The 12,626-nt window shown below is 62.3% G+C and carries 9 protein-coding genes, 5 tRNA genes and 2 pseudogenes; 12 read left to right on the forward strand and 4 right to left on the reverse strand.

Going from position 1 to position 12,626, the window contains the following annotated elements:
* Positions 1-68: 68 nt before the first annotated feature.
* A complete protein-coding gene (locus tag CT3_RS01580) occupies positions 69-614 on the forward strand; it encodes a DUF2946 family protein (protein ID WP_066541842.1) in 546 nt (181 codons plus the stop codon).
* A gap of 119 nt (positions 615-733) precedes the next feature.
* Here the strand turns inward: CT3_RS01580 and CT3_RS01585 are convergent.
* The 4 genes and pseudogenes from CT3_RS01585 to CT3_RS01600 form a co-directional block, all read right to left on the reverse strand.
* Positions 734-1,255, reverse strand: a pseudogene (locus CT3_RS01585) (c-type cytochrome); the annotation flags it as partial.
* A 220-nt stretch (positions 1,256-1,475) separates the two neighbouring features.
* The gene (locus CT3_RS01590; protein WP_066541840.1) at positions 1,476-2,912 is read right to left on the reverse strand and encodes an efflux transporter outer membrane subunit; all 1,437 of its coding nucleotides are present in this window, start codon (positions 2,910-2,912) and stop codon (positions 1,476-1,478) included.
* Positions 2,905-6,080, reverse strand: a pseudogene (locus CT3_RS01595) (efflux RND transporter permease subunit). Before CT3_RS01595 ends, CT3_RS01590 begins: the two are co-directional and overlap by 8 nt.
* Before the next feature lie 15 nt (positions 6,081-6,095).
* The gene (locus CT3_RS01600; RefSeq protein ID WP_083520662.1) at positions 6,096-7,403 is read right to left on the reverse strand and encodes an efflux RND transporter periplasmic adaptor subunit; all 1,308 of its coding nucleotides are present in this window, start codon (positions 7,401-7,403) and stop codon (positions 6,096-6,098) included.
* Positions 7,404-7,603: 200 nt separating this feature from the next.
* Between CT3_RS01600 and CT3_RS01605 the strand changes: the two genes are divergently transcribed.
* The 11 genes from CT3_RS01605 to rplA all read left to right on the forward strand — a co-directional run bounded on the left by CT3_RS01605 (position 7,604) and on the right by rplA (position 12,443).
* A complete protein-coding gene (locus tag CT3_RS01605) occupies positions 7,604-8,233 on the forward strand; it encodes a TetR family transcriptional regulator (RefSeq protein ID WP_066541838.1) in 630 nt (209 codons plus the stop codon).
* Between the two features lie 67 nt (positions 8,234-8,300).
* Positions 8,301-8,376: transfer RNA gene (locus CT3_RS01610), tRNA-Arg, on the forward strand.
* Between the two features lie 88 nt (positions 8,377-8,464).
* Positions 8,465-8,550, forward strand: a tRNA-Tyr gene (locus CT3_RS01615).
* Positions 8,551-8,604: 54 nt separating this feature from the next.
* Positions 8,605-8,678 (forward strand) — tRNA-Gly (locus CT3_RS01620).
* A gap of 40 nt (positions 8,679-8,718) precedes the next feature.
* A tRNA-Thr gene (locus tag CT3_RS01625) sits at positions 8,719-8,793 on the forward strand.
* A 74-nt stretch (positions 8,794-8,867) separates the two neighbouring features.
* Positions 8,868-10,058: an elongation factor Tu gene (tuf, locus tag CT3_RS01630; protein ID WP_098066324.1), complete on the forward strand. Its 1,191-nt coding sequence runs from the start codon at positions 8,868-8,870 to the stop codon at positions 10,056-10,058.
* Positions 10,059-10,071: 13 nt separating this feature from the next.
* Positions 10,072-10,147 (forward strand) — tRNA-Trp (locus CT3_RS01635).
* Positions 10,148-10,236: 89 nt separating this feature from the next.
* Positions 10,237-10,620, forward strand: a complete 384-nt coding sequence (secE, locus tag CT3_RS01640; protein ID WP_066541596.1) for a preprotein translocase subunit SecE — start codon at positions 10,237-10,239, stop codon at positions 10,618-10,620.
* Positions 10,620-11,216, forward strand: a complete 597-nt coding sequence (gene nusG / locus CT3_RS01645; RefSeq protein ID WP_066541598.1) for a transcription termination/antitermination protein NusG — start codon at positions 10,620-10,622, stop codon at positions 11,214-11,216. Before secE ends, nusG begins: the two co-directional genes overlap by 1 nt.
* A 98-nt stretch (positions 11,217-11,314) precedes the next feature.
* Positions 11,315-11,746, forward strand: a complete 432-nt coding sequence (gene rplK / locus CT3_RS01650) for a 50S ribosomal protein L11 (RefSeq protein WP_066541600.1) — start codon at positions 11,315-11,317, stop codon at positions 11,744-11,746.
* 1 nt (position 11,747) lies between these two features.
* Positions 11,748-12,443: a 50S ribosomal protein L1 gene (rplA, locus tag CT3_RS01655; protein ID WP_066541602.1), complete on the forward strand. Its 696-nt coding sequence runs from the start codon at positions 11,748-11,750 to the stop codon at positions 12,441-12,443.
* The last annotated feature ends 183 nt before the right edge of the window (positions 12,444-12,626 follow it).

A 12,626-nucleotide genomic window follows, 5' to 3' on the forward strand; every position in this document is an offset into this window, starting at 1 on the left:
TCAGGCTGCTTGTTGGTTGCGCAGAGGTGTGCGGGGCCGGGGTAAACGGAAGAAGGAAGCGTTGCGCTATGGATGACATCGTGAAGCAGGCCCTGGCTAAATGGCCCAACGTGCCCGATTGCTACGGTTGGCTGGCCCTGGACGCGCGCGGGCGCTGGTTCCTGCGTGACCAGGCCACCCAGGCATGCGGCTTTTTCCCCAGCAGCAAGGGATCGCTGCTGCAGCATGGAAAGCTGATCGACTTCATCGGCCGCAATTACGAGGTGGATGCGCGGGGCTGCTGGTATTTCCAGAACGGGCCGCAGCGCGTGTATGTGGAGCTGGAAGACACCCCGGTGGTGTGGCGGGTGGACGAGGATGGCAGCGTGCGCACCCACACCGGTCGGTCGGTCCAGCCGCAGCGCTGCCTGGTGGACGAGCAGGGCCATGTCTATCTGGTGGCCGACGGTGTGCTGGGCCTGGTGCACACGCAGGATGTGATGCGCATGGCGGCATTGATCGAAGCCGGGCGCTGGGAGCCGCACGAGGTGTGCAGTGCAGCCCTGGAGGCCCAGTTCCGGTTTGTGCGCAGCCCGCAGCAGCTGGTGGCCGACGCACCCGCCGCAGCGGCCTGATCCACCCAGTGGGCGCCCAAGAGCGTGCGCCCGGGCGGGCAGACCGGAGTGCGCCGGAGCAACAAAAAAGGACCGCAGCGCGGTCCTTTTTTGATGGGCGGAGCACAGAGGGCTTACTTGGCCTCGGCGGTCTCTGCCGCTGCAGCGGGAGGCTGGGGCTCGTCGAACTTGCCGCCGCCGGCATTGGCCATGAACGCCACGCCGCGTGCAATTTCCAGGTCATTGAAATCACCGCCACCTTGCGGTGCCATGGCGCCCTTGCCCTTCAGTGCCGACTGGACCAGGGTCTCAAAGCCCTGGGCCAGACGAGGGCCCCAGGCGCCGGCATCGCCGAACTTGGGCGCGCCCGAAACGCCGGTGGCGTGGCAGGCTGCGCACTGGCCCTTGTACACATCTTCACCGCCGCGCAGGGGACGGTTGGCATCGCGGATCTCGACGGAGCCGATCTTCTGGATGCGCATGGCCTGGGCCATATCGTGGTTGCCTGCCCCCGGGCCGGTCTTGTTGGAAGAACTCACGAATTGCACCAGACCGATGATGACGAACACCGGGATGACAAACGAGAAAAAGACCGCGATCAGCAATTGCTTGGGATTTTTGACCGGGCCCGTATGGGCTTCTTCGTGGGAGGTGGCGCTCATGAAGACCTCAATTTTTGTGTGGGCTTAAAGGAACTGCGGATTATATCGACCGCCTGTGCGCTAGCCACTGGCAACGCCACGGGTTGACGCGGTGGCCGCACTTGTCGTGAGGTAGATCAAGAAGCCGGCATCTGGGCCATAAAACAACAAGGCCCTGGCGGGTGCCAGGGCCTTGTCGGGGCCTGCCTGCGGGCAGGCTGTGGAGCGGCGCTGCTGCGCGTTATTGCGCCGGTGCTGCAGCGGCGGGGGCTGCTGCCGTCTGGGTGGTTTCGGTCCAGCCGCCGCCCAGCGCCTTGTAGAGCAACACCTGGTTCTGCAGCTGTGCCAGTCGCACCTGCACCACAGCCTGCTCCAGCGTGAACAGGGAGCGCTGGGCATCCAGCAGATCCAGGTAGCTGGCCACCCCGTTGGTGTAGCGCAGATTGGACAGATTCAGGCGCGAGGACTCGGCTTCCAGCTGGGCTTGTTGGGCGCGCAGCTGTTCCACCAGGGATTCGCGGCTGACCAGGGCATCCGAGACTTCGCGGAAAGCGGTCTGGATGGCCTTTTCATACTGCGCCGCTGCAATCTTCTTGCTGGTTTCCGCCACCTCCAGATTGGCCTGGTTGCGGCCTGCCGTGAAGATCGGCAGGTAGATGGACGGCGCAATGCTGAACGTGGTGGAGCCGGACTTGAACAGGTCGGACAGCTCGGTGTTGGCAAAGCCGGCGGCGGCGGTCAGCGACACGTTCGGGAAGAACAGTGCGCGGGCCGCACCGATGCTGGCGTTGGCGGCCACCATGCTCTGTTCGGCCTGGCGAATGTCGGGGCGGCGCAGCAGCAGATCGGAAGGCAGCCCCTCAGGCACATCGGCCAGTGCAGGCAGATCGGCCAGCCGCTTGCCTTGCAGGCTGGCCAGCAGCTCGGCAGGCACCTGCTGCCCCACCAGCAAGGTCAGCGCGTTGATGTCCAGATCGCGCTGGCGGGTCTGCTGGGCCAGCGTGGCGCGGGCGTTCTCGGTCAGCGAGCGGGCTTGCTGGAAGTCCAGTTCCGACGAGGCGCCCGCATCGAAGCGCAGCTTGGCCAGGCGCACCGATTCTTCGCGCGTCTGCAGCGTGCGCTGCGAGATGGCGCGCAGTTCCTCGTCGGCCTGCAGCCCCAGCCAGGCGTTGGCGACCGCGGCCACCAGGCTGATCTGGGTCGACTTGCGGCCTTCTTCCGTGGCCAGGTACTGGGCCAGGGATTGCTCCTTGAGGCTGCGGATGCGGCCCCAGAAGTCAATCTCCCAGCTGGGCATGGACAGGCCCACCATGTAGGTGTTGACGTAGCCGGAACCGTCGGTGCTGGCAGCACGGGACCCCTGGGCGGCCACCCCCAGCTCCGGAAACTGCGCGGCGCGCTGGATCTGGTACTGGGCGCGGGCCTGCTCGATATTGAGCACGGCCACGCGCAGGTCGCGGTTGTTGTCCAGCGCCAGGGTGATCAGCTGCTGCAGACGGGCGTCCGCGAAGAAGTTCTGCCACGGAATGTCGGCAGCGGCCTTGCTGGTGCTGGCGGCGTTGGCGGCCGGGTAGCTGGCCGCCACGGGCGCCGCCGGGCGCTCCAGTTGCGGGATGAAGGAGCAGCCGGAGGCCAGCAGCGCGCTGACCAGCAGGGTGGGAACAAGTCGCTTAGTCATGGTGAGAGCCTCCGTCAGTCACCGCAGCGGTGGATGCGGGAGGGGTCTTGTCTTGGTCGAGCTTCTGGCCAAACAGCTTGAAGACGCCGATGAAGAAGATGGGCACCAGGAAGATCGACAGCGGCGTGCCGATCACCATGCCCAGAACACGCCGGTACCGATTTCGCGCTGGCTGGCCGCGCTTGCGCCGGAGGCGATGTACAGCGGCACCACGCCCAGAATGAATGCCAGGGACGTCATCAGAATGGGGCGGAAGCGCAGATGGGCTGCCTCCAGTGCCGCGTCATAGGCACTCATGCCCTGGGCGTGCAGGTCCTTCGCAAATTCCACGATCAAGATCGCGTTCTTGGCGGACAGACCGATCACGGTGATCAGCGCCACCTGGAAGTAGATGTCGTTGGGCATGCCGCGGATGAACATCCCGGCCAGCGCGCCCAGCACGCCCAGGGGCACCACCAGCATCACGGACAGCGGAATGCTCCAGCTTTCATACAGCGCAGCCAGGCACAGGAACACGGCCAGGATGGAGAAGGCGTACAGCAGCATGGCCGAGGAGCCGGACTTCTTTTCGTCCAGCGACTGGCCGGTCCACTCGTAGCCAAAACCTTCGGGCAGGTCCAGGGCGAGCTTTTCCATCTCGGCCATGGCCTGGCCACTGGTGTAGCCGGGCTTGGCGGAGCCGGTGATGCTCATGGAGGGGTAGCCGTTGTAGCGGGTCACCTGCATGGGGCCGGAGATCCACTTGGCGCTCACCATGGTGGAGAGCTCCACCAGCTTGCCATCCGCATTGGGCACGGTCAGACGCATCACGTCTTCCGGCTGCATGCGGCGGTGGGCATCGGCCTGGATGGTCACGCGCTGCATATAGCCCTGGTTGGGGAAGTCGGTGGAGTTCGACGAACCCAGGGCCGTGGCCAGCGTGGACGCCAGATCTCCCATGCTGACGCGCTGTGCATACACGGCGTCGCGGTTGATGTTGACCTGCCACTGTGGCGCATCGTCCACGCCGTCAAAGCGCACACCGGTCAGGATGGGGCTCTGGTTGGCCTTGCCCATCAGCATGTTGCGCGCTTCCAGCAGGGCCGCGTGGCCCTTGGCGCCACGGTCCAGCAGGCGGAACGTGAAACCATCGCTGTTGCCCAGTTCCGGAATCGACGGCGGCACCAGGGTGTAGATGAAGCCGTCGCGCAGCGCCATCATGGCACCCATGGTGCGGCCGGCAAACGATTGCGCATCCGAGCCCGCACCACTGCGCTGCGACCAGTCCTTGAGGGTGGTGAACGCCAGACCCATGTTCTGTCCCTGGCCGGAGAAGCTGAAGCCCAGAATGCTCACGATGTGGTCGGTTTCGGGCTGGCTCAGCACAAACTTTTCCAGCTCGGCCACGGCGTCACCGGTACGGTCCAGCGTGGCGCCGGGCGGCAGCTGTGCCAGCGAGATCACATAGCCCTGGTCTTCCGTCGGCAGGAAGGCGCTGGGCAGCTTCATGAACATGAAGGCCACACCGGCGATCACCAGCAGATAGACCACCACGGCCTGGAACGAGCGCTTGACCACGGAGTTCAATGCACCGTGGTAGCGCTTGGTGCCGGCGTCAAATTTGCGGTTGAACCAGTTGTAGAAGGGGCCCAGCGGGCCGGTCTTCTTGTCATGCGCATGGCCCTTGGGGATGGGCTTGAGCATGGTCGCGCACAGCGCGGGGGTCAGCGTCAGCGCAAAGAAGCCGGAGAAGAAGATGGAGATGGCCATCACCAGCGAGAACTGGCGGTAGATGTTGCCGGTGGCGCCGGAGAACATGGCCAGCGGCAGGAACACGGTGACCAGAATCACCGTGATGCCGACCACGGCGCCCTGGATCTGGCCCATGGCCTTGATCGTGGCTTCCTTGGGCGGTATGCCTTCCTCGGCCATGATGCGCTCGACGTTCTCCACCACCACGATGGCATCGTCCACCACGATACCGATCACCAGCACCATGGCGAACATGGCCAGGATGTTGATGGTCAGCCCCGCAGCCAGCATGACGCCGAAGGTCCCCAGCAGGGCGATGGGCACCACGATGGTCGGGATCAGTGTGTAGCGGATGTTCTGCAGGAAGACCAGCATCACGATGAACACCAGCACGATGGCTTCGAGCAGGGTGTGCACCACTTTCTCGATCGAGATCTTGACGAACTTCGAGGTGTCGTACGGCGCGGACCAGTTCACGCCCGGGGGCAGGAAGGGCGCCAGCGTGTCCATCTTTTCATAGACCAGCTTGGCCGTGGCCATGGCGTTGGCGGTGGAGGTCAGCTGCACCGCCATGGCGACGGCAGGCTTGCCGTCCAGGCGGGAGTTGAAGGCATAGGACTCGGTGCCCAGCTCCACGCGGGCCACGTCCTTGATGCGCACGGTCGAGCCGTCGGCGTTGGAGCGCAGCACCACGTTGCCGAATTGCTCGGGCGTCGTGAGCTGGCCGGGGACCACGATACTGGCGCTCATGGTCGTGCCGGGGACGTTGGGGGTGTCACCCAGTGCACCGCCGGAGATCTGCTGGTTCTGTGCGGCGATCGCGGCATTCACCGAGGCAATGGGCAGGCCATAGCCTTGCAGCTTGATGGGGTCGACCCAGATGCGCATGGCGCGGCCGGCCGCGAACAGCTGGGCCTTGCCCACGCCTTCCAGGCGCTGGACTTCGGGCAGCACGTTGCGGTTGACGTAGTCGGCAATGTCGTCGCGCGACGTTTCCCCGGACTCGGCCTGGAAGGCCAGAATCATCAGGAAGTTGCTCATCGCCTTGTCGACCTTCACCCCCAGTGCCTGCACCACGCTGGGCAGACGGGGCTCGGCCCGCGCCAGGCGGTTCTGCACGTCCACCTGGGCCAGGTCGGCATTGGTGCCGGGCTTGAAGGTGAGGGTCAGGGTGCCCTGGCCCCCGGCGGGGGCCTTGCTTTCCATGTACATCAGGCCGGCGGCACCGTTCATCTCACGTTCAATGAGCTGAAGCACCGAATCGGTCATGGTCTCGGAGGTGGCTCCGGGGTAGGTGGCCGTGACTGTGATCGTGGGCGGTGCCACGGACGGGAACTGCGCCACTGGCAGCTGGGTGATCGAGATGATGCCAGCCAGCACCACAAAGATCGCAATCACCCACGCAAAGATAGGGCGGTGGATAAAAAACTTCGACATAGAAATCTGTCCCGTTTATTGGGCCGCCGCAGGCTTGGCGTCTGCGGCAGCTTCCGGCTTGGCGGCGGGGGCTTTGTCTGCGGCCGGAGCGGCTGCTGCGGGAGCGGCCTTGGCGTCGGCTTGCCATGGCACCGGGGTCACTTTCTTGGCACCCATGCCGACCTTGATCACGCCGTCCACCATGACTTTTTCGCCCTCCTTGAGGCCACCCGTCACGATCCAGTTGTTGCCTTGTGAACCATTGATCTGCACGGGACGCGGGGCCACGGTGCCGTCTTCCGCCACCACCAGCACGAAGTTACCCTTTTCATTGCGGGTCACGGACTGCTGGGGAATGACAGCGGCGTTGTCCACCTGGGCCTGTTCCAGCTGCACGCGCACATACATGCCGGGCAGCAGCAGACCATTCGGGTTGGGCAGCTCGGCACGGACGCTGACCTGGCCGGTGTTCTCGTCCACGGTCAGATCGGTGAACAGCATGCGGCCGGTGTGGCCGTATTCCTTGCCGTCTTCGGTGAAGACATGGACCTTGGCGGCGTTCGCGCCGTCACGGGTGAGCTTGCCGGCGGCCAGCGCTTCCTTGAGCCGCAGGATGTCGGTCGAAGACTGCGTCAGGTTGACGTACAGCGGATGGATCTGCTGGATGGTGGCCAGCTGGGTGGCTTCGCCCTGGCCGACCAGCGCGCCCTCGGTCACCATGGCGCGGCCAATGCGGCCGGCGATGGGGGCGGTGACTGTGGCATAGCCCAGGTTGACATTGGCGTTGGTCACACCGGCCTTGCCGGCGGCCACCTGGGCCAGTGCCGCTTTTTCGGCCGCGATCGCGGCGTCGTAGTCCTGCTTGCTGATGGCATTGGCTTCCACCAGGGGCTTGTAGCGGCGTGCGGTGGCGGCCGCCTGCACCAGGCTGGCTTCGGCCTGGGCCAGGGTGGCTTGCGCGCTTTGCAGATTGGCCTGGTAGGGCGTGCTGTCGATCTGGAAGAGTTTCTGGCCGACCTTGACGTCCGAGCCTTCCTGGAACAGGCGCTTTTGCAGGATGCCGGCCGCGCGTGCGCGGACCTGGGCGGTGCGGAAGGCTTCCAGGCGACCGGGCAGATCGGTCACCAGGGGAACGCTGCCCAGCTTCACGGTCACCACACCGACTTCCGGAGGCTTGGCCTGTGCGGCTGCTTGCGCATTCTGCGCACCGTCATTTTTGTCGCCACATGCAGCCAGGCTCAAGGCCGACACCACTGCCACGCCCAGGGCGATGGCGCGCAAACGGGCGTGGGGGGCGAAGAGGGGGGCCTTGGCCGCACGGCTTGCTTCATACACGGGATGCATGAAAGTCCTTCCGGTAGTTTGTTGGATGCAAAAAAGGGCGCGATGCCTGTGCGTCGCGCCAAAAACAGAGTCTCATGCCCTGGAAATCGATGTCGCAATTATACATACATCCATGAATGTATAATGACACTTGAGGCTGCTGACAGCATCCTCCGAGTCTGTGGGATGAATGTCAAACCCTGTGTGGGAAGGAGTGCAGCGTGGCGCGTCGGACAAAGGAAGATGCTTGCGCGACCCGCAACAGTCTGCTGGATGCGGCGGAGCAGGTGTTCTATGAGCAAGGGGTGGCGCGCGCCTCGCTCAATGAAATAGCGCAGCGCGCGGGGGCCACGCGGGGCGCGGTCTATTGGCACTTCAAGGACAAGCTGGATCTGTTCTACGCCATGCTGGAGCGGGTCACGCTGCCGCTGGAGCAGGCCGCCTATGGCGAGGATGTGGGTGGCGCCCGGCTGGAAGGCCTGGCGCGGGTGCGGCATGTGATTGCGTCCGTCTTTGTGCGGCTGGAAGAGGATTCGCAGACCCGCAAGGTGTTCGAGGTGCTGCTGCACAAGGTGGAATACGTAGGGGAGCTGGTGTCCGTGCAGGAGCGCAATGTACAGGCGATGGCAGAGTTCGGCGCCAAGCTGGAAGCCGCGCTGGTGCATGCGCAGGGCGAGCAGCAGATCGAGCTGCCGGTCAGTGCGGGCGAGGCGGCGCTGGCTTTGCGCTGTCTGTTTGATGGGGTGATCCAGAGCTGGCTGCTTTCGCGCGGCGGTTTTGGGCTCTCGGCAGTGGGCATGCGCGCCGTGGATGCGTACCTGCGGGGTCTGGGGTTTGCCTTGGCTGCGTGATGCTGCGCTGACTGCGTGGGAAAGTCATGCCACAATAGCGGGCTTGAGACGTTGAATTGTGTCTGTAGCGGCTGTAGCTCAGTGGATAGAGTATTGGCCTCCGAAGCCAAGGGTCGTGGGTTCGATCCCCGCCAGCCGCGCCATCTTCTGCTGCACTTTGTGTGGAGGAGGAAGAAAAAATCACCGATTTCTTTTTGCGAGAAAAAACGGTGCTACAATTCAAATCTCTTCGGAGGGGTGCCCGAGTGGCTAAAGGGGGCAGACTGTAAATCTGTTGGCTTACGCCTACACTGGTTCGAATCCAGTCCCCTCCACCAGTAATGGTTGCAAGAGATGTGTCGCCTAGGGCGATGCGCGCAAACGCAAGGTTTGCGGGAGTAGTTCAATGGTAGAACCCTAGCCTTCCAAGCTAATGACGCGGGTTCGATTCCCGTCTCCCGCTCCAGGTTTGAAATTCCAACATTGCGCATTCGTGCGTGGTGTTTGCCCATGTGGCTCAGTGGTAGAGCACTCCCTTGGTAAGGGAGAGGTCGGCAGTTCGATCCTGCCCATGGGCACCATCTTTCTGGTGCTTCTTTCAGATGGTAGCGCCCAGAGCAAGTTAGAGCATTTGATTTTTTTCGGAGTCGAAAAAATGGCAAAAGAAAAGTTCGAGCGCACCAAGCCCCACGTGAACGTGGGCACCATCGGTCACGTGGACCACGGTAAGACCACCCTGACGGCTGCTATCGCTACCGTTCTGTCGAAGAAGTTTGGCGGCGAAGCCAAGGCCTACGACCAGATCGACGCTGCACCCGAAGAAAAGGCCCGCGGTATCACCATCAACACCGCTCACGTCGAGTACGAAACGGCTAACCGCCACTACGCTCACGTGGACTGCCCCGGTCACGCCGACTATGTGAAGAACATGATCACCGGCGCTGCCCAGATGGACGGCGCTATCCTGGTGTGCTCGGCCGCTGACGGCCCCATGCCCCAGACCCGCGAACACATCCTGCTGTCGCGTCAGGTGGGCGTGCCTTACATCATCGTCTTCCTGAACAAGGCTGACATGGTGGACGACGAAGAACTGCTGGAACTGGTCGAAATGGAAGTGCGCGAGCTGCTGTCCAAGTACGACTTCCCCGGCGACGACACCCCCATCATCCGCGGCTCTGCCAAGCTGGCCCTGGAAGGCGACCAATCCGACAAGGGTGAACCCGCTATCCTGCGTCTGGCCGAAGCTCTGGACACCTACATCCCCACGCCTGAGCGTGCTGTGGACGGTGCCTTCCTGATGCCCGTGGAAGACGTGTTCTCGATCTCCGGTCGTGGTACCGTGGTGACCGGCCGTATCGAACGCGGCATCATCAAGGTCGGCGAAGAAATCGAAATCGTCGGTATCAAGGACACCCAGAAGACCACCGTCACGGGCGTGGAAATGTTCCGCAAGCTGCTGGACCAAGGTCAAGCTGGCGACAACGTGGGTCTGCTGCTGCGCGGCACCAAGCGTGAAGACGTGGAACGTGGCCAAGTGCTGTGCAAGCCCGCTTCGATCAAGCCCCACACCCACTTCACCGCTGAGGTGTATGTGCTGTCGAAGGACGAAGGCGGCCGCCACACTCCTTTCTTCAACAACTACCGTCCCCAGTTCTATTTCCGTACCACCGACGTGACCGGCTCCATCGAGCTGCCCGCCGACAAGGAAATGGTGATGCCTGGTGACAACGTGTCGATCACTGTGAAGCTGATCGCCCCCATCGCCATGGAAGAAGGTCTGCGTTTCGCTATCCGCGAAGGTGGTCGTACTGTGGGTGCAGGCGTGGTTGCTACCATCCTGGCTTAAAATTTAAGGGTTTAGGGGTATAGCTCAATTGGCAGAGCGTCGGTCTCCAAAACCGAAGGTTGTAGGTTCGATTCCTACTGCCCCTGCCACCTCTAGGTGGTAAAGATAAGCCCGCCAGACTCTGGCGGGCTTCAGTGTCTTGTGCTCGGCCATTGTGCTGTGCGAATGAAGATTAGGTATGGCTACATCGCAAGTTGAAACAGTAAGCTCTGGCGCCGACAAGGCCAAGCTGGCTGCAGTGCTGGTTCTGGTGATTGCATCCATCGCCGGCTTTTATTTTCTGGGCGCCCAAGGCCCTGTTGCGCAATGGGGCGTGCTGTTGGTCGGCCTGGTGGCCGCTGCGGCCGTGTTCCTGGTCTCCGAGCAAGGCAAGCAGTTGATTGCGTTTGCCAAGGATTCTTGGAAAGAAGTCAAAAAGGTTGTCTGGCCCTCGCGCAAAGAGACCTTGCAGATGACGCTTTATGTGTTCGCCTTTGTGGTGATCATGGCTTTGTTCCTCTGGTTGACCGACAAGACCGTGGAGTGGGTGTTGTATGACCTCATTCTGGGCTGGAGAAAATAATGACTGATGCGATGGACGCAGGTGCATCGGGCGCTCAAGTGGCGCCCGCTGCTGCAGTGAATCCTGATTTGCGCTGGTATATCGTGCATGCCTATTCGGGCATGGAAAAAGCGGTGGAGCGCAACATCACGGAGCGCATTCAGCGTTCTGGTATGCAGGAAAAATTCGGCCGTATCCTGGTTCCCACCGAAGAAGTGGTGGAAATGAAGAATGGCCAGCGCAAGACCACCGAGCGTCGCCTGTTCCCGGGTTATGTGTTCGTCGAGATGGTGATGGACGACGACACCTGGCACCTGGTCAAGCACACCAGCAAGGTGACCGGCTTTGTGGGCGGCGCCAAGAACCGCCCTGCACCGATCTCGGAAGAGGAAGTGCAGAAGATCGTGAGCCAGATGCAGGAAGGCTCCGACAAGCCGCGCCACAAGATCGAGTTCATGGTGGGCGAGCTGGTGCGTGTCAAGGAAGGTCCGTTCACGGACTTCAACGGCACGGTCGAAGAAGTCAATTACGAGAAGAACCGCCTGCGGGTGTCCGTGGCGATCTTCGGTCGCTCCACTCCGGTGGAACTGGAATTTGCGCAGGTCGAAAAGACCTGATGCCGATCGCACGTTGTGGGACTCGCGTGCTGAAATAAGAGTCCTTTAACACGGGGAGCCATGTACTGCATGGCGCTATACCCGTAAGGAGTAAATCCATGGCGAAGAAAATCGTCGGTTTTATCAAGCTGCAAGTGCCAGCTGGTAAGGCCAATCCTTCCCCTCCCATCGGTCCTGCGCTGGGTCAGCGCGGCCTGAACATCATGGAATTCTGCAAGGCATTCAATGCGCAGACCCAAGGTGTTGAGCCCGGTCTGCCTCTGCCTGTGGTGATCACGGCCTTTGCTGACAAGAGCTTCACGTTCGTCATCAAGACCCCTCCCGCCACCGTGCTGATCAAGAAGGCCATCAAGCTGGACAAGGGTTCTTCGAACCCTCTGAAGGCCAAGGTCGGCAAGATCACCCGCGCTCAGCTGGAAGAGATCGCTCAGACCAAGCTGAAGGACATGAATGCCGCTAACGTTGACGCCGCCGTGCGCACGCTGGCTGGTTCTGCCCGTTCGATGGGCGTGATCGTGGAGGGTTTGTAAAATGGCCAAGTTGACCAAGAAGCAAAAAGCTCTCCAAGGCAAGGTGGACTCCACCAAGCTGTACGCCTTCGGCGAAGCCGTGGTGCTGGTGAAGGAAGCTGCAACCGCCAAGTTCGATGAATCCATCGATGTGGCCGTGCAACTGGGCGTGGATGCCAAGAAGTCGGACCAAGTGGTGCGCGGCGCTGTCGTGCTGCCTCACGGTACCGGCAAGACCACCCGTGTGGCCGTGTTCGCACAAGGCGCCAAGGCTGAAGAAGCCAAGGCCGCTGGTGCTGACATCGTCGGCATGGACGATCTGGCTGCCCAAGTCAAGGCTGGCGACATGCCCTTTGACGTGGTGATCGCTGCTCCCGACGCTATGCGTGTCGTGGGTCAGCTGGGTCAGATCCTGGGCCCACGTGGCCTGATGCCCAACCCCAAGGTGGGTACTGTGACTCCCGACGTCGCTACGGCCGTGAAGAACGCCAAGGCTGGTCAGGTGCAGTTCCGCGTGGACAAGGCTGGTATCGTGCACTCGACCATTGGCCGCCGCTCGTTCGACAACGACAAGCTGCAAGCCAACCTGGCCGCCCTGGTGGACGCGCTGAACAAGGCCAAGCCTGCTTCCAGCAAGGGTCTGTACCTGCGCAAGGTGGCGGTTTCCTCTACGATGGGTGTGGGTGTTCGCGTCGAGCCCCAATCCATCGCAGCGTAATTCGCTAAAATCTTCTGCCCGGATTTGTCCGGGCTGATGTGGTGGGCTGTCCATGTGCGCATGGACAGGTCATCCAAGACCGCTGGTGTGGCTTGCCACTTAATTGCATAGCCAGCGCAGATGGCGATCCCGCTGCAGATGGATGAATGTCCTCTAACAGTTGGTCGCTGCAACAAGAGCGCG

The sequence above is a fragment of the Comamonas terrigena NBRC 13299 genome (genome assembly GCF_006740045.1).
In the GTDB taxonomy this organism is placed as follows: Bacteria; Pseudomonadota; Gammaproteobacteria; order Burkholderiales; family Burkholderiaceae_C; genus Comamonas; species Comamonas terrigena.

Coding starts and splice junctions, on each gene's coding strand:
- CT3_RS01580 (WP_066541842.1), top strand. CDS start 69: ATGGATGACATCGTGAAGCAGGCCCTGGCTAAATGGCCCAACGTGCCC.
- CT3_RS01590 (WP_066541840.1), bottom strand. CDS start 2,912: ATGACTAAGCGACTTGTTCCCACCCTGCTGGTCAGCGCGCTGCTGGCC.
- CT3_RS01600 (WP_083520662.1), bottom strand. CDS start 7,403: ATGCATCCCGTGTATGAAGCAAGCCGTGCGGCCAAGGCCCCCCTCTTC.
- tuf (WP_098066324.1), top strand. CDS start 8,868: ATGGCAAAAGAAAAGTTCGAGCGCACCAAGCCCCACGTGAACGTGGGC.
- secE (WP_066541596.1), top strand. CDS start 10,237: ATGGCTACATCGCAAGTTGAAACAGTAAGCTCTGGCGCCGACAAGGCC.
- nusG (WP_066541598.1), top strand. CDS start 10,620: ATGACTGATGCGATGGACGCAGGTGCATCGGGCGCTCAAGTGGCGCCC.
- rplK (WP_066541600.1), top strand. CDS start 11,315: ATGGCGAAGAAAATCGTCGGTTTTATCAAGCTGCAAGTGCCAGCTGGT.
- rplA (WP_066541602.1), top strand. CDS start 11,748: ATGGCCAAGTTGACCAAGAAGCAAAAAGCTCTCCAAGGCAAGGTGGAC.